The sequence below is a fragment of the Lewinella sp. IMCC34191 genome, from assembly GCF_003390935.1.
Taxonomy (GTDB): Bacteria; Bacteroidota; Bacteroidia; order Chitinophagales; family Saprospiraceae; genus Neolewinella.
The window spans coordinates 534,842-552,222 of the sequence record NZ_QNQZ01000002.1 but is presented as its reverse complement, the minus strand read 5'-3'; the positions used below and the strand labels follow the sequence as shown (position 1 = coordinate 552,222).

The 17,381-nt window shown below is 59.5% G+C and carries 13 protein-coding genes; 10 read left to right on the top strand and 3 right to left on the bottom strand.

Annotated elements, in window-relative coordinates; all coding sequences use genetic code 11:
- Nucleotides 1-4 precede the first annotated feature (4 nt).
- The 3 genes from DRW39_RS06790 (at nt 5) to DRW39_RS06780 (ending at nt 4,036) form a co-directional block, all read left to right on the top strand.
- On the top strand, nt 5-2,278 hold the full coding sequence (locus DRW39_RS06790; RefSeq protein WP_232830080.1) for a S9 family peptidase: 2,274 nt from the start codon (nt 5-7) through the stop codon (nt 2,276-2,278).
- Between the two features lie 167 nt (nt 2,279-2,445).
- Nucleotides 2,446-3,240: a Nif3-like dinuclear metal center hexameric protein gene (locus DRW39_RS06785; RefSeq protein WP_116106256.1), complete on the top strand. Its 795-nt coding sequence runs from the start codon at nt 2,446-2,448 to the stop codon at nt 3,238-3,240.
- A 31-nt stretch (nt 3,241-3,271) separates the two neighbouring features.
- Nucleotides 3,272-4,036 (top strand): zinc ribbon domain-containing protein, encoded by a 765-nt coding sequence (locus DRW39_RS06780; RefSeq protein ID WP_116106255.1) that lies wholly within the window; start codon nt 3,272-3,274, stop codon nt 4,034-4,036.
- Between the two features lie 69 nt (nt 4,037-4,105).
- On the opposite strand, the gene DRW39_RS06775 is transcribed toward DRW39_RS06780, so the two are convergent.
- On the bottom strand, nt 4,106-4,501 hold the full coding sequence (locus DRW39_RS06775) for a four helix bundle protein (RefSeq protein ID WP_116106254.1): 396 nt from the start codon (nt 4,499-4,501) through the stop codon (nt 4,106-4,108).
- Nucleotides 4,502-4,909: 408 nt separating this feature from the next.
- Here DRW39_RS06775 and DRW39_RS06770 point away from each other — a divergent pair, with 408 nt between their 5' ends.
- Nucleotides 4,910-6,244: a saccharopine dehydrogenase C-terminal domain-containing protein gene (locus tag DRW39_RS06770; RefSeq protein ID WP_116106253.1), complete on the top strand. Its 1,335-nt coding sequence runs from the start codon at nt 4,910-4,912 to the stop codon at nt 6,242-6,244.
- Entirely contained in the window at nt 6,234-7,541 is a 1,308-nt protein-coding gene (locus DRW39_RS06765; RefSeq protein ID WP_116106252.1) for a lipopolysaccharide biosynthesis protein, read from the top strand. The genes DRW39_RS06770 and DRW39_RS06765 overlap by 11 nt, the downstream gene beginning before the upstream one ends.
- A 114-nt stretch (nt 7,542-7,655) precedes the next feature.
- Here the strand turns inward: DRW39_RS06765 and DRW39_RS06760 are convergent, their stop codons facing one another.
- Nucleotides 7,656-8,483, bottom strand: coding sequence for a class I SAM-dependent methyltransferase (locus tag DRW39_RS06760; protein WP_116106251.1), 828 nt, complete (start codon nt 8,481-8,483; stop codon nt 7,656-7,658).
- Between the two features lie 27 nt (nt 8,484-8,510).
- A complete protein-coding gene (locus DRW39_RS06755; RefSeq protein ID WP_116106250.1) occupies nt 8,511-9,005 on the bottom strand; it encodes a hypothetical protein in 495 nt (164 codons plus the stop codon).
- Nucleotides 9,006-9,102: 97 nt separating this feature from the next.
- Here DRW39_RS06755 and DRW39_RS06750 point away from each other — a divergent pair, with 97 nt between their 5' ends.
- The 5 genes from DRW39_RS06750 (at nt 9,103) to DRW39_RS06730 (ending at nt 17,376) form a co-directional block, all read left to right on the top strand.
- On the top strand, nt 9,103-10,878 hold the full coding sequence (locus tag DRW39_RS06750; protein WP_116106249.1) for an aminopeptidase P family protein: 1,776 nt from the start codon (nt 9,103-9,105) through the stop codon (nt 10,876-10,878).
- 149 nt (nt 10,879-11,027) lie between these two features.
- Complete coding sequence (locus DRW39_RS06745) at nt 11,028-12,827, top strand: ABC transporter ATP-binding protein (RefSeq protein ID WP_116106248.1); 1,800 nt, start codon at nt 11,028-11,030, stop codon at nt 12,825-12,827.
- 268 nt (nt 12,828-13,095) lie between these two features.
- A complete protein-coding gene (locus DRW39_RS06740) occupies nt 13,096-15,378 on the top strand; it encodes a phosphotransferase (protein ID WP_157975975.1) in 2,283 nt (760 codons plus the stop codon).
- A 2-nt stretch (nt 15,379-15,380) separates the two neighbouring features.
- The gene (locus DRW39_RS06735; RefSeq protein WP_116106246.1) at nt 15,381-16,118 is read left to right on the top strand and encodes an acyltransferase; all 738 of its coding nucleotides are present in this window, start codon (nt 15,381-15,383) and stop codon (nt 16,116-16,118) included.
- 46 nt (nt 16,119-16,164) lie between these two features.
- Nucleotides 16,165-17,376 (top strand): glycosyltransferase family 4 protein, encoded by a 1,212-nt coding sequence (locus DRW39_RS06730; protein WP_116106245.1) that lies wholly within the window; start codon nt 16,165-16,167, stop codon nt 17,374-17,376.
- The last annotated feature ends 5 nt before the right edge of the window (nt 17,377-17,381 follow it).

Below are 17,381 nucleotides of genomic sequence, written 5' to 3'. Positions count from 1 at the left end.
CACTATGCCACGGTTTGCCATTTTCCTGCGCTGTGCCTGGATACTGATGGCCTTGCTGCTTCATCGGTCCGCTTCCGCGCAGGATACGATCAGCCGGGATGCTTACGACCGCGCCGTGGCCTTCCTGCCTGGGAATACCAACTACCAAAAGATCGCTAATGCCTACGTACCAGTTAACTGGTACCCGGACAGTACGGGCCTGTGGTTCATCGATCGTGCGGGTGGGGCAAAGCGCTACCGGGGATTGACCTTGCCGGACGGGCAACCACAACCCCTCTTCGATCACGCTGCCCTGGCATCCATTCTTTCGGATTCCCTGCGGGAAGTCATGAAAGCGGAGGATCTTCCCCTCGAAGATCTTCAGCACCATACCGACGGAACCCTGACATTCACGGTCAAAGCGCGAAGCTTCCGTTTTGATTTGAACAACGAAGTACTGACGCCGGAGAAGCGGACGGAAACCGAACGCCAGGCGGTAAGCTATGCCCCCGACAGCAGTTGGGTAGCCTACGCCGAGAACCATAACCTTTACCTCCGTCGCCCCGACTCCACCGGGCAACGGGCCCTGACAAGCGACGGGGTGCGCGAGTACGAATATGCATCCTGGTACGGGTGGGACGATATCATCGAGGGCGAGAACGGCGACCGGCCGGAGCACTTCGGCGTACGCTGGTCGCCCGACGGAAAATGGCTGCTGGCGAATCGCGTCGACTTACGCAGCGCCGGTAAAATGCATCTGCTAGACTGGAGCGTTGATACCCTGTACCGGCCGCGCTTGCTGTCTTACTACCGCGGCTCGCCCGGTGACACCGGGATGGTCTACCTCGAACCGGTATTCTTCAATACGGAAACCGGTGAACGCGTGAACGTCGATCTCCCCCGAGGTACGCATATCAACACGGTGAATGCCCAGTGGTCCGAAAACGGTAACAAAGTGTACCTACAGTGGCAGCCGCGCGGCTTCAAAAGCGTCGAGCTGTATACCCTCGATCTGCCCACCGGAAAACTGGACACGCTCTACACCGAAAGCAGCCCGACCAACGTCGACAATTTCACCTTCGAACTATCGGAGGGAAGCAACCGGCTGTTTTTCTTGTCGGAGAAATCCGGCTGGCGGCAGCTCTACAGTCTGGACCTCACGACCGGTCAGGAGGAGCGCCTAACCCGGGGCGACTTTTACGTGGACGCCATAGGCCGTGTAGACGAGGAAACGCGGACCATTTACTTTGCCGCTTCCGGGCGGGAACGAGGAAATAATCCTTATGCCCAGCAGCTTTACCGCATAGGCTTTGACGGCCGTGACCTGCAACTCCTGACCCCGGAGCCGGCTCACCACCGGATGACCTTTTCACCGGATGGCCAATATATCGTAGATAACTATTCATCCGTAACCACTCCTACCCGCACGGTACTGCGTAGGGCGAGTTCCGGGGAGGTCATTGCCGAGCTGGCTACGGCGGAGACGCATGATCTGGCGAATTGGTCCCCTCCCCAACCCTTCACGGCCCTCGCCGGAGATGGACTGACGCAAATCTTCGGGGCCATCTGGAAGCCCACGAATTTCGACAGCACCCAACGCTACCCGGTGATCGAGGCCAGCTACACCGGTCCGCATACCTACGTTTATCCTACCGACTACAGTCAGGCCCTATCGCTGCAGTCCTTTGCCGAACTGGGCTTCGTGCTCGTCCGGATCGACGGCCGCGGGTCACCGGGGCGGTCGAAAGCTTTCCACGACTTTTCCTACAAGAACCTTGGAGGCAACCTGGGGGATCACGTCGCGGCCATCCGCCAACTAGGCCGGCGGTATAGCTGGATCGATACCACCCGGGTCGGCATCTACGGCCATAGCGCCGGGGGGTACGATGCCGGTCACGCGGTACTGGCCTACCCGGACTTTTACCAGGTTGCCGTCGCCAGCTCCGGCGATCACGACCACCGCATGGAAAAAGCCTGGTGGCCCGAGATGTACATGGGTTGGCCGGTCGATTCGGCCTACCACCAACAGTCGAATATCACCATGGCCGGCAACCTAAAGGGCAAACTCCTCATCACCCACGGCGGTATCGACGAGAACGTCAACCCCTCCGCTACCTTCAAGCTAGCGGAAGCTCTCATACAGGCCGATAAGCCCTTCGATATGCTCATCCTCCCCAGCCAGCGCCACGGCTATACCGGTCAGGCAGGCCGCTACTTCACCAAGGTCCGCTGGAATTACTTCGTGGAGCATCTTCTCGGAAAGGAACCACGTTGGGATATCCGCTGGCCCGATGAATAAGTATTCTACCTGCGCTCCGTCGCAAAAAAATGCAAGGTGCACGGACAACTGACAACCGACAACTGACAACCGAGATCCCCAAAAGGAACACTCGCAGGTCGTACCGACACTCCGAGGTTCCGGGAAACCGTTATACTACCGCACCCCGCACCCCGCACCCCGCACCCATGCCAACCATCCAAAAAGTAACCGACTTCCTAGAAAGCATAGCCCCCCCGCACCTGCAGGAGAGCTACGACAATGCCGGCCTGATCGTGGGTGACCCGCAGACCGAGGTGACCGGTGTGCTCACGAGCCTGGACTGCACCGAGGCCATCATTGACGAGGCGGTGGAGCGCGGATGTAACCTGGTGGTCGCCCACCATCCGATCGTATTCCGGGGGCTGAAACGGCTGAACGGAGCCAACTACGTGGAACGGACCGTGATCAAGGCCATACGGACCGGCGTGGCGATTTACGCTATCCATACGAACCTGGACAACGTCCGCCACCGGGGGGTGAACGAGCGCATCGCCCAGCGGCTGGGACTGAACGATCTGCGGCTGCTGCGCGCGAAAAACGAGGAGGGAACCGTTGGATCGGGAATGGTGGGTACGCTGGCCGAGCCGGTTACCGAAGCAGCCTTTCTGGCTACGCTGCGGGATAAAATGCAGGTACCGGTCGTACGCCACACGGAGCTGCTGGATCGGGAAGTAAAAACGGTGGCCGTGGCCGGGGGCGCAGGCGGCTTCCTGCTGGCGGACGCAAAGCGGGCGGGGGCGCAGGTATTCGTGACGGCGGACTACAAATACCACGAGTTCTTCGACGCCGACGGGGAGATCGTGATCTGCGACATCGGGCACTACGAAAGCGAACAGTTTACAACTCAATTACTTGCGGAGTTGTTAACTAAAGAATTTACTACCTTTGCGGTCCTTTCGACGGAGCGGAACACCAATCCGGTCCGCTACGCTATCGGATAGGACCCTGTCACTAACATTAAAGATATTCTGCATGGCTGCTGCTGCCCCCACCGACTTGACGGTTGAAGAAAAAATGCGCGAACTGTATCGCCTGCAATTAATTGATTCCCAGATCGACGAAATCGAGATCCTGAAGGGCGAGCTTCCCATGGAGGTCAGCGACCTGGAAGACGAGATCGCCGGACTCGAGACCCGCATCAGCCGCACCGAGGGCCAAGTCGATGAGCTCAAGACCGAGATCGGCCGCCACGAGGCCAATATGAAGGAATCCGACATGCTCATCAGCCGCTACGAGGAGCAGATGAACAACGTCAAGAATAACCGCGAGTACGAGGCCCTGATGAAGGAGACCGAGATGCAGCGCCTGGAGATCCAGCTTAGCCAGAAGAAGGCCAAGACCGCCAGCGAGGACCTCGAAGCCCGTACCGCTACCCTCGACGCCACCAAGGAGCGTCGCGATGCCAAGCTCAAACTTCTCGACGTCAAGCAGGAAGAGCTGAAGAGCATCATCGCCAAGACAGAAAAGGAAGAGAAGAAGCTCCGCCGCCAGTCGGACAAGCAGCGCAAGCTCATCGAGGATCGCCTTCTGCGCGCCTACGACAAGACCCGCAATAACTACCGCAACGGCCTGGCCGTCGTCACCGTCGAGCGGAATGCCTGCGGCGGATGCTTCAACGCCATCCCGCCCCAGCAGCAGCTCGAGATCAGCCAGCGCAAGCGCCTTATGGCCTGCGAACACTGTAGCCGCGTTTTGGTGGATGATACTATCCTTGAGGAGGAGGCGGTCGAATCTTAATTGGCCTCGCCAATTGAGATTCTTTTAGTCGGTAGTCGGTGCTCCGCAGCGGGGTAGTACGGTAGGTTCTTACCCGTCGGCATTTCTATTTGGGGGCAGCGTGAATTGCGCTGGGGTTCTTTGCATGTACGATAGTAACCTCCCTACCTCTTCCGATGCACTAACATATATTCGGTAGTGCGTATCTGATAGGTACCGGTCGGCCGCGGCGATGTCTAGCCAAACCTGAGTCTCGTAGTTTTCGGCTATACAATCTGCAATCTTGGCTTGAAAGTGTTTGGGATAGGCTCGCCTTCCGTAGCTCTCCGCAAGGTTAGCACAAACTGACCGGGATGAGCGGATGATCTGATCCGATAATCGCCGCTCTTCCTTGACGGGAAATGTCCGCGTCAGTTTTTCGATTGTAATGCACAGCGCGAGCGCTTTTTGGTACGCCAGCCATCGTCTGAATTTAGAGGATTGCATACGGTTGTTTTTCCTGCAAACTTCAAAACAGTATGTGCTCGTAGCCGTCAATTAAACGTATACTTGCGATTATAATCGTTTAAAAACGTTTATCTATTCGTAATCAGATTCTCAGGGTTGCACTAAGATGATTAATGACGTCTATATTATTGATATTCAGGTAGCATAAGGGTAATCCGCGGGTACCGATTGCATGATGAATTAGCCAAAGTCATTCCATTAGTAGATGGCGATCTAATGTGGAATACGCTCACATTTTCCTATTCCCCTGCTCCGACGACGTGACCAACGACTACCGTACTACTCCTTGGCGCAGCCAAGACTACCGACTACCCTGCAACTTCCTTCTATTGTACTACCCCGATGGCGCAGCCATCGACTAAAGACTACCGTACTATCTTTGCTCCCATGTCCTCCAGAATACTAATAATAGGCGCGGGTCGCTCCTCCACGGCTCTCATCAATTACGCGCTCGAAAACAGCGAGGAGTTGGGCTGGAACGTAACCGTCGCCGATGCCGACCCCGCCGTAGCCGCCGAGAAGGTCAACGGGCACCCCCGCGGGCAGACCGCCTGGCTGGATGTGACCAAGACCAACGATCGCCGGGAACTCATCGGCCGGTCGGATATCGTCGTGTCCCTGCTGCCGGCGCACCTCCACATCGAGGTGGCGCAGGAATGCATTCGCCTGAAGAAGCACCTGGTGACCGCCAGCTATGTCAGCCAGGAGCTGTACCGACTCGGCGATGAGGCCCGCAACCGCGAACTCATGTTCATGGGGGAGATGGGCCTCGATCCGGGCATCGATCATATGTCCGCGATGCAGCGCATCAACGCGATCCGGGAGATGGGGGGTAAAGTGACCGCCTTTAAATCGTTTACCGGGGGGCTGATCTCTCCGGAAAGCAACGACAACCCCTGGGGTTATAAATTTACCTGGAACCCCCGCAACGTCGTGCTGGCCGGCCAGGGTACCGCCCAATACCTGGACGAGGGTAAACTCAAATACCTGCCCTACTACCGCCTTTTCCAGAATACCTGGAACGTAGAGGTCGACGGCATCGGTAAATTCGAGGCCTACGCCAACCGGGACAGCCTGCTCTACCGCGATCAGTACGGCCTCAATGATATTCCGACCATCCTGCGCGGAACACTCCGTTATCCCGGCTACTGCGCCGCCTGGAATGCGTTGGTCCGTATCGGCATGACGGACGGCGACTTCCCCATCCTAGACAGCGCCAATATCACCTACCACGAACTGATGGAGGCCCTGGCCCCCAGCGGCGCCGGCTCGGTGAAGGACCGTATCGCGGCCATGCTCAAGCTGGAACCGAAGGGCGAGGTGATGAAACGACTGACCTGGCTCGGGCTCTTCCGGAAGAAGCGCATCCGCCTGAAGGGCGCCACGCCGGCCCTTATTCTCGAAAATCTGCTCCTTGACAAGTGGAAACTTCAACCGGACGATAAGGACCTGATCGTCATGCAGCACCAGATCGACTACGAACTCGACGGCAAGGAAAAACGCGACGTATCCAATCTGGTGATGAAGGGGGAAAATGCCAAGGACACGGCCATGTCGCGTCTGGTCGGTCTGCCGCTCGGTATTTTCGTGCGGCTGATGACGCAGCAGAAGATCCACTCTACGGGTGTGCACATCCCCACCATGCGGGAAGTGTATGAGCCGGTCCTGGAAGAAATGGAGCAGTACGGGCTGAAATTTACCCACCATACGGTTGACCTCTAATACCCTCGTCCGGGCCGGTCAGTTTACCCAGGCTGCCCGGCAGGGGGCGTACATCTTTATCGCACTCGCCCTGCCCCGACTCGGTCTGTCCCGGGCGGCCATCGGGGAGTGGGAGTCGCTGATCTTTATCGGGTATTTGCTCGGCTTTAGTTGGACGAGCGGTCTGTTGCAGGGGTTTTTAGTGCGCATGGGTGAACTCAATGAACCCTACGCCAGCTTGTTCGCACACAGGTCAATCGGGGTATTTACGTTGTTGTCCGCCCTTGTCCTGTTGCTGGCCGCCGGATTTCATACGCCCTTCTTCCGGTTACTTCAGCTGGAAGATCCTCCGCTCGGATGGTACTTTTTTTTCGTCCTGCTCCTGAGCCGGTGGCCCGCTTACTGCTTCGAGCAGACCCTGCTCCTGACCGGTCGGGTAAGCCTGCTGCTGGGCTTCGCGGTGGTGAACGCCCTGAGCCTGATACTTTCCCTGTTATTGCCACTGTACCTGGGGTACGACATGCTGGACGCGATGCGGTTTTTGGCGGTATACGCAGGTATAAAGCTGCTCGCCATCGGAACGTGGACGTGGTTTACCTCACCCATTGTACCGGAACGGGACCCGGGCGACTACACCGACGTGCGGGAATGGGGGAAAATAAGTGCACCGCTAATTGCCTACACGCTGGTGGCTACCCTGGCCGTGGCCGTCGACCCCTGGATGGTCAATTACTGGTCGGATGGCGACCAGGCCACCTTTGCCGTTTTCCGCTACGGCGTGCGGGAGCTTCCCTTCCTGGCGGCGCTGATCAGCGGGATGACCGTCGTTACGATTCCGCTGATCGCTCGGGAACGGGGATCCGGGCTGGATCTGCTCCGACACCAGTCACGGAAGTTGTTCCATTACGTTTTCGGCCTTACGCTTATCATGATGATTACGGCCGACTGGTGGTGGACGGTCCTGTTCACCGATACCTTCGCCGAAAGTCTTCCGGTTTTCCGCACTTACCTGCTGGTGGTCGGCTGCCGGCTCGTATTCGCCATGACGGTACTCACCGCCCTGCGACAGACCAAGCGGCTGTACCTCTGGGCGCTGCTGGAACTTGGTGTAAACATCATCCTATCGTTGCTGCTGGCCCCCCGCTACGGCCTGCTGGGAATCATCTGGGCGACGGTGATTGCCAGCTACTTTCACGAGATCTGCCTGGTACTTTACCTGCGATACCGGACGAAAACTTCCTGGCGCAGCTACGCCGATCTGCGGTGGTACGGACTATACCTGATCGGGCTGTTCGGAGCGTACTATCTGGTGGTGTAGCCCGTCGGCGGAGCGGTAGCCTTCCGGTCCGCCGAGCGGTAGCTCGTCTGCCCGGGGGGCGGGTCAGCTGGACCCGTCGGCGGACCAGCTAGCGCTGGACAGACGACGGGCGATTTACCCCCGTTTCCGAATGACGATCAGTAAACGTGCCGGCTTATTCAGCACGCGGTTGGCCAGCGTGTCAACCGAGCGCCAGGCGGCATGGGGCAGGTGACGCAGCAGCTTGTGGGTCTGTAACATCAGGAGGACCTTATTGGAAAGGGTCTGGGTACGGTACGTGATCCGGTCGGCGAAGGGATTTAGTAGATCCTGTACCAGGCGCTCGTTGAAGCTGTGCAGGTGGGCGTGAAGGGGCGTCGGCCGGTTGCAGTGGATGCACAGCGAGTACTGGATCCGTTCGTTGTAGGGCGTGGAAATGACGATCGTGCCCCCGGGCCGAACCACCCGGACCAGGTTTTCCAGGTAGCGGGGCACGTCGGGAACGTGTTCCATGACCTCCGAGGAGAGGATCGCGTCGATGGACCCGTCGCGGAAGGGTAAGTTGAAGGCATCGCCGGTTACGGCAAAGTGATTCGGGGCGGGGTAGCGCTTGATTGCTTCCGTGGTGTTTCGAATGGCGAGGTCGAAGCTGATCACGGCCCGCTTTACCGGCAGCAGCTCGCGGGCGACCCAGGCGCCACCGCAGCCGACGTCGAGTACGGTATCCGCTGCCTCCGGGATGAGGCGGAGCAATTCCCCGTGCAGCCGATCGCTCTCGTGGCGGGTGGCCCCATCCTCGATCGGGGCGAAGTAATCGGACTCCAGCGCATCCAGGTGATAGTGCTCGACGTAATTTTCCGCCCGCGAGTCTTCGGTTAGGAAATTGTAGACGCCCTCGGGGCTGCGGTAGGCGTCCAATGGCCGGTTAAAATCGGGGGAGATGATGCGGTCGAAGTCAAACACGGGCCAAAGCTACGGACTCGCCGGCCACTAGCGGTAAAGACGGTCCAGTTGCCGGTGAAGGAAGTTCTTCTCCCGCTGGGAGTCCTCCCCGTCCAACTGCCGCCCGGTACCGTCGAGCCTGGCTTCGAGTTCCCGTACGAAGCGATCCGCTTCGCTCAGGTCGCCTACGTTAAAGCGCGTCTTGCCTTCGGAATGGTAGACGATCATCTCGCGCACGGGGCGCCACCCTAGCCCGGGGTTCTCCTCGATCCGAAACCGAAGGATGTCGGAGAGGGGAATTGCTTTATCGGCGCCGAGACGGCGGCGTACTACCAGTCGGTTGCCCTCCAGCACCAGGAATTGGTTGAAGATGTAAGCGGACTGAAAGAGGAAGATCAACCCTCCAGCTAAGGCAAGGCCCAGTAGGGTGCGGGTATCGTCGACCCCGAGGCGACCCGTCAACCACCACAGAAGTAGGACGCAAAGAAAACTGACGGCGGCGGCGCGAATAGCCGGACCAAGGCGATAGGTGTAGTGATTCATGTGAATAGGGTTTGCAGGTGGCAATGCCTGAACATGTAACCAAGCTAACCTTTTTCTTACAACTATCTATCCTGCGCTCCGCCGCAAAATTAACGTGATGACCGTACCCGATAAACTCTCCGCCCTTCGCCAGGAAATGCTGGAATACCAGCTCGATGCCTACATTATCCCCAGCACGGACCCCCACCAGAGCGAGTACCCCGCCCCGCGCTGGGCATCACGCGAATGGATCAGTGGTTTCACGGGCTCTGCCGGAACGGTGGTCGTCACCCTCCACGAGGCTAAACTGTGGACGGACAGCCGCTACTTCCTCCAGGCCGAAGAAGAATTGGCGGGGACGGGCATCCAACTCATGAAGCTGAAGACACCGCATACCCCGGAGTATGCCGACTGGCTGGCCGACCACCTGATGAGCGGACAGACGGTGGGCGTGGACGGCCGGGTATTCAGTGCCCGCGCCGCCCAGCAACTGAAGAAAAAACTGAAGAAGGCCGAACTGCATCTGAAGACCGACTACGACCTCATCGGACTGGTGTGGAAAGATCGTCCCGAGCTGCCCAACCGGCCCGTGAGCGAGCACCTGGCCGAGTTCAGCGGCGAAAACTGGAAAGATCGCCTGGATCAACTCACCGGCTGGATGCAGGACGAGGGGCTGGATTACTACCTGGTGAGCGCCCTCGACGAACTGGCGTGGTTGCTGAACCTGCGGGGTACGGACATCGACTTCAATCCCCTGATGGTGGGTTACTTCATCGCCGGCCGCCGCGGAGATCACGCCGTCTTCGCCGAGCAGGCCGAAGCGCTGGCCAAGTGGGCTGGGCAACTGGACAACCTCCAGCGGCTGCCGTACGCCGACACGGAACGGTACCTGCGTCGCCTCAACGCGCAGGACGCCGATATCGGCTTCGATCCGGCATCAACTTCAGTGTGGCTTTCCACGGCGGCGGGGGGCATGGAATCCTGCGGGGTGGCCAGTCCCATCCCCAAATGGAAAGCAAGAAAAAACGAAACGGCGCTGGCACACCTTCGGGAGGTGATGGCCCACGACGCGGTCGCCCTGCTGCGGCTGCGGCGCTGGTTGGATACCCGCTTGTCCGAAGGGGTAACGGAATACGAGGTGGGGGAGAAGCTGGCCGAATTGCGCGGTGAATACGATCGCTACGTTAGCGAGAGCTTTAACCCGATCGTCGGCTACAACGGTAACGGCGCTATCGTGCATTACCACGCTAACGCCGAGCGGGCGGCCCGGATCCGTCCCGAGGGTATCCTCCTGCTAGACAGCGGCGGCCAGTACCACAACGGGACGACCGACATTACCCGCACCTTCGCCCTGGGTGAACCCACGGCCGAGCAGCGCGAGCACTTTACGCTGGTGCTGCAGGGGCACATCGACCTGGCCACCGCCCGCTTTCCCCGGGGAACGAGCGGCGTGCAGCTGGACGGCTTCGCGCGACGCCCCCTCTGGCAGCACGAACTGAACTACGGTCACGGTACCGGCCACGGCGTCGGGTTCTTTCTCAACGTCCACGAGGGGCCGGCGGGCATCAGTCCCAATCCGCGCTCCCAGTCTGCCCAGTACCCCCTCGAACCGGGCATGGTCCTCAGCAACGAGCCGGGCTACTACCTGGAGGGCGAATACGGCATCCGCACGGAGAATCTGGTGGTGGTGCAGGAATCCGAAGAGGAAGGCTGGCTGCACTTCGAGACGATCACCCTGTTCCCGATCGACCGGCAGCTCATCGATGAAACCCTGCTTTCCCCCGCGCAGAAAGTATGGCTGAACGACTACCACCGCATGGTTTGGGAGCGGGTATCGCCGCTGCTGGAGGGGGAGGAACTGCGGTGGCTGGAGGAGGCTTGCCGGAGTTTGTAGCTTCGTCCGCCGAACGCAGTGTAGCGAAGTTCGTCTGCCGAAGCGGATCGGTGCATGCTTTGCCCGGAGCTGGAGCTCCGGGACCCTGAGGGGGGCAACCATCCGCCCCACCAAACGTTCAAATCCCCGACCTCCGAATTCCCCCCTCTTTGCGCGAACTCAAGTTCCTCAACCGATTCTTCTGGAAATACCGCTGGCGGCTGGCGCTGGGGATCATCTTCATCTGTATTTCCAACTACTTTCAGGTGCTGCAACCGCAGGTGATCCGGGAGGCGCTGGACCTGGTGATCGACTACGTCAATACCTACCGGATTTACGACGGCTTCGAGGTGCAGGGGGAATTTTTCGGCATCCTCAGTCATACGCTGATGCTTTTTGCGGGGCTGGTCCTGCTGCTCGCGCTCATCATGGGTTTTTTCCTGTACCTGACGCGGCAAACCATCATCGTAATGTCGCGCCTCATCGAATATGACCTGCGGGAGGTGATTTTCGACCATTACGAGGACCTCAGCCTGGAGTTCTACAAGCGCAACAACACCGGTGACCTGATGAACCGGATCACGGAGGACGTCAACAAGGTGCGTATGTACCTGGGGCCGGCCGTGATGTACTGCGCCAACCTGATCTCGACGATCATCTTCGTCATCGTGAGCATGCTGGCGGTGAGTCCGACGCTGACGCTGTATACGCTCATCCCCCTGCCCGTGCTGGCGGTGAGCATTTACTACGTGAGCAACATCATCCATACCCGGTCTACGTTGATCCAGCAGCAGTTGTCCAAGCTGACCAGCATCGCGCAGGAGGTTTTCAGCGGTATCCGGGTGGTCAAGAGCTACGTGCGGGAGCGGCAGCAGGAGCAGTATTTCGCCGGCCAGAGTGACGTCTACAAGGACATGAGCGTCAACCTGGCGAAGGTGGACGCCTGGTTCTTCCCCCTCATGGTCTTCATGGTGGGGGCGGCCACGGTACTCACCGTATACGTCGGGGGATTACAGGTGGTAGCCGGGGAGATTTCCGCCGGTAACATCGCCGAATTCGTGATCTACGTCAATATGCTGACCTGGCCGGTGACCGCCATCGGCTGGATTGCCAGTATCGTGCAGCAGGCCGCCGCCAGCCAAAAGCGGATCAATGAGTTCCTGAGCACGGAGACCGCCATCACCGACCCGGATCCCGAATACCGGGGCGCCATCAAGGGGGACATCACCTTCGATAACGTCACCTTCGTCTACCCGGATACCGGTATCAAGGCTATCGATAAGCTGAGCTTTACCCTAAAGGCGGGGGAAAAGCTGGCCATCATCGGCCGTACGGGTTCGGGAAAAACCTCCGTCGCCGATCTGTTACTCCGCATGTACGACGTGACGGAGGGCCGCATCCTGATCGATGGGCAGGACATCCGCGAGATCGGCCTGGCCAACCTTCGCCGTAAGATCGGCTACGTACCCCAGGATGTCTTCCTCTTCTCCGATACCATCAAAGCCAACATCGCCTTCGGTGCCGACCACGATCCCAGCGATGAAGAGATCGAGCAGTTCGCCAAATACGCGGCGGTGTATAAAGACATTGAAGGCCTCACCCTGGGCTTCGATACCCTCGTAGGTGAACGGGGCGTCACCCTCTCCGGCGGACAGAAGCAGCGCGTCAGTATCGCCCGCGCCCTCATCAAGCGCCCCGATATCGTTCTACTCGACGATAGCCTCAGTGCCGTGGATACCAATACGGAACAGCAAATCCTGGGCTACTTCAACGAGGCGCTGCAGGATAAGACCTCCATCATCATCACCCACCGCATTTACGGTCACCTGACCTTCGATAAGATCATCGTCCTGGAGCAGGGACACATCGCCGAGGTGGGCACCCACGAGGAACTACTCGCGAACGGCGGCTACTACAGCGAGATCGTCGAGCGGCAGATGGCGGAGGAGATCGAGGAGAAAGGGGAGTAACATAGGTTCTCGCTCCGCGGTACAAGGGGCAAAAGAACTCCCTTCAGGTCAAATGATTTTGGGCGCGGATCGAACGCAGATTTCAGATGATAGCCCTTTAGGGATTTAGCGGATGTATTACATCCCCGCACCCCGCACCCTCCAAATCATGGACCCCTTTCCAAAATATGGAAGTGATCATCTAAAATATATCGTGTAAGTAATTATAAATCAGGCGATTAGATTTTTGTCATTGTATTTGCAGGTTACGGGCATCACCACCCGTAGTATGAAAACCGTCTCCCTCTCCAATCCCATCCAACTCACGGACCGCCAGGTCCGCGCGCTTTACATCGCTAACCCGGATGGCAGCCCGCGCTGGATCTGGCCGGCAAGCGCCACGGAACCTACCTTCCTGAGCTTTTACCCCGCCGGGAGTCTGCGCCAGCGCGCCTTTCGCCTGCTCGTCCGGATCGTCTTCTTACTGCGACTGCAGCGGTTGGTGTTTTCGGCGATGGAGGTTGATCCGCCGGCGGATACGGAAGGCAATACCTGGGCGCTATTCACCGGCACCGTCGGTCCCAACCGCAAGGAGGTGCTCATTCAGGACCGGCATACCGTGGTCAAAACGGCGGTGGGTATCGCTTCGCGCCGTAACATCGACAACGAAGGCTGGGCCCTCCGTTTCCTTAGCCACCGCGGTGACCGGCTCCCCTTCGCTTTCCCGCGGCTACTCAAGTACCGCAACGATCAGCTGAGCATGCAACGCCTGGCCGACCGGGGTACGTGGAACCGGATGACCTCCGTGCATACCGAGGCCCTACGGGCGCTGCGCACCGAGTTCGCCGAATCCGGTCCCCTGCGGCAGTGGACGGAGTGGCGCGACGTACAGAAGTGCCTGCGGGACTTAAACGCGCAACAAGACGAGCGCCTACCATCAGCGCTCCTTTCCAAACTCGGCGAACTGGCCGCTACCCTCGATCCGGAAACCACCGTCCGCTATGGATTCTCCCACGGCGATTTCACTCCCTGGAACACGTTGCGAACCGACGGCGATCAGCTGGGCATCATCGACTGGGAACTGGCCCGCGACGGCATGCCGGTGGGCTACGACTTCTTCCACTTTCACCTCCAGCAGGGAATTATGGTCGCCCGCAAAAGCTGGGCCGCCATCTACCAGGACATCCGCGCGGAACTCAGCCCGCTGGTCAAACTGGCCGTCTTCGGATCCGCCCGGGTGGACGTAGACTACTATCTGCGCCTCTATCTGCTGCACCATATTACCTACTATTCGACGGTATACGCCCGGCAGGAGAAGTGGCATCCGCAGATCCACTGGCAACTTGACGTATGGGCCGATGCCCTGCAGTGCCTGGCACCCGCCGGCCTCACCCGCCCGGAGTTGATCGGCAACCTCTTCGGGGAGCTCGAAAAGGTCGACTACGCCGTACTGAAACTGGGGGACCAGGATCCGCGGAACCTACCCCAGGAGAGCGATCTCGATATCCTGATGTCGCGGTCTTCCGCAAACGGCATCATCGAATGGCTCGCCGGCGCACCAGGCGTAGAGCGGGTCCGCACGATCCGCAAGAGCTTCATGGCTTCCCTGGCCGTCGTTCTGAATGACGGGCAGCTCCTCCACCTCGACCTGATCTGGAACCTGAAGCGTAAGGCGACCGTCTTCATGGACGCCGCCGGCATGATTGCCCGTGGCTGCACCAACCCCTACGGCTTCGTGACGGTGAACCAGGAGGACACCGACGACTACCTGCGCCTTTTTTATGGCCTCAACGGTCAGGCCATCCCGGAGAAATACGAGGTGGCGGCCGGCCCCGCGCCCGCCCTGCCCCGCCGTGAAAACCGGGGATTGCGAAAGTGGCGCAACCGCTTCGACTACCTCCGTGATACCCTGTTCACCGCCTGGAGCAATCGCGGCTATCTGGTCACCTTTTCCGGGGTCGACGGCGCCGGTAAGAGTACCGTCATCGGAGAAGTGACCGGCCTGATCGATAAGCGGATACGCCGCCCGGTCAAGGTCCTGCGGCACCGTCCGTCGCTGCTTCCCATCCTGAGTGCTTACGTACACGGTAAGGAAGGCGCCGAGCAACGCAGCGTCGAGCGCCTGCCCCGCACCGGCAATAACCGCAGCGTGCTCTCCTCCATATTCCGCTTCGGCTACTACTTCGCCGATTACCTGGTGGGACAGTGGTACATCTACTTCCGCTACGTACTGCGGGGCTACGCCGTCGTCTACGATCGCTACTATTACGACTTCATCCTCGACGCGCGCCGCAGCAACATCGAACTGCCCGCCTTCGTACCGCGGTGGGGCCTGCCCTTCCTGATGAAGCCCCGCTACAATTTCTTCCTCTACGCGGATGCCGACACCATCCTGGCCCGCAAGCAGGAACTGGACCGGGAGACCATCGTCGACCTCACCACGCGCTACCGCACCCTCTTCGCCGAATGCCAGCAAAGCTACCCCGACCGGGTATTCGCCAGCCTCGAGAACATCCACCTCGACGAGACCCTCACTACGATCGAAGAAAGCCTCAAAACCGCCATTCGCTAATCATGAAGTCGCTGCTTACCCGCCTCATCCGCCTGCGTAACCCGCAGTTTGCCTTCGCCGAAGGATTCGACAACCGCATGGTGATGTCCATTCTCTGGACGACGGCCCGCTCCTTCCTCCGTGGGCTCCGCCTGCTGCTCCGCGGCCGCCATCCGCGCTTTATGCTCCTCGGGGAGGGGGTCCGCTTCCGGTACCTGCACAAGATGCGCTACGGCAGCTACCTCAAACTGGGGCGCGGTACCTCCGTCGAAGCGCTGGGCACCGAAGGAGTAACCTTCGGTAACAACGTGAGCATCGGCGACTGGAGCAAGGTGGTGGTCAGTACGACTCCGAACAATCCCGGCACCTACATCCGCATCGGCAATAACGTCGGCATCGGAGAGTATGCCTACCTGGGCGGCGCCGGCGGACTGACGATCGGCGACGACTGCATCGTCGGTCAGTATTTCAGCTGCCACCCTGAGAACCATCATTTTACGTGCCCGGATACGCCGATACGTCACCAGGGCGTTAATAGGGAAGGTATCCGCATCGGTGAGGATTGCTGGATCGGTTCCCGGGTATCCATTTTGGACGGCGTGACCGTCGGCGCCCACTCGGTTATTGCCGCCGGCGCCGTGGTCAATCGCTCCTTTCCACCGTACAGCATCATCGGCGGCGTTCCCGCCCGCCTGATCGGACAGCGGGAAACAACGGAGGGGCCCGCTATTAGCGCCACTGCCCTGGTCCGGGCGATCTAGACACACATCGACCAACTGTTTGTCCTTTACCCAACACCTAATCCGAATGAAAACCATACTGGCCACTACGTACGCCGTCAACCCCTACAAGGGCTCCGAAGACGGTATGGGCTGGAACTTCGTCTACCAGGCCGCCCGCTACAACCGGGTGATCGCGGTCACCCGCGAGAATAACCGCCCCGCCATCGAACGCTACATGGCCGAGCACCCCGACCCGGTCTACGCCAACATTCGGTACCTCTACTACGACCTGCCCAAGCACCTGCGATGGTGGAAACGGGGCAGCCGCGGCGCCATGCTCTATTACCTGCTCTGGCAGCGGGGGATCGTAGACTTTGTTCGGCGCCAAAAGCTGGAATTCGACATCGCCCACAACCTGAATTTTCACAACGACTGGACCCCCAGCCGCCTCTGGAAGCTCGGTAAACCTTTCGTGTGGGGACCGATCGGCCACCACCCGCGCATCCCCTCCATCTTCAACCGGACCATGCCCCTGGCCGACCGGGCCAAGAATGCCTTCACCTGGTCGATCAAAAACTACTTCTGGAAGTGGAACGGCGCCCTGCGTAAGACCAAGGAAAAGGCCGACTACATCTGGTGCATGAACGACAGCGTACCCGATACGCTGGGCCTGGCCAATCAACCGCACAAGGTATTCCCCAACGTGGGCAACCTGGACTATGGATGGTCGCCCGAACCGCCCACCGGGCCGCCCAACATCCTTTTCGCCGGCCGGCTGGTGCACCTCAAGGGCCCCGATCTGGCCGTGGAAGCCTTTGCCGACTACCTTAAGCGGCACCCCGAGTCCGGCGCCACGCTGACCCTTGTCGGCAAAGGACCGGAAAAAGATCGCATTGACGCCCTGGTCAAAAAGCTGGGAATCAACGAAAGCGTGCGGCTTATCGACTGGATCGAGCGCGACCGCCTGATGGAAATTATGAAGTCGGCTTCGGTCTTCCTCTTTCCCTCCCACGAGGGAGCGGGCATGGTCGTACCGGAGGCGCTCTCCTTCGGGGTGCCGGTGGTGACCCTGGAGAACTGCGGCCCGGGCCGCTTCGTCGATCCCTCCTGCGGGGTCGTAGTGGACGGAGACTCGTACGAAGAGGTGGTCGGCCGCCTTGCCGACGGGCTGGAGAAGATTCTCCACGCCGGAGCCGGCTACCAGCAAATGCGCGAGGCCGCCCGCGAAAAATTTCTGAACCGCTTTCACTGGGATAAGAAGGGTGAGATCCTTCAGTCCATTTACGCAAGCGTATAATTCCG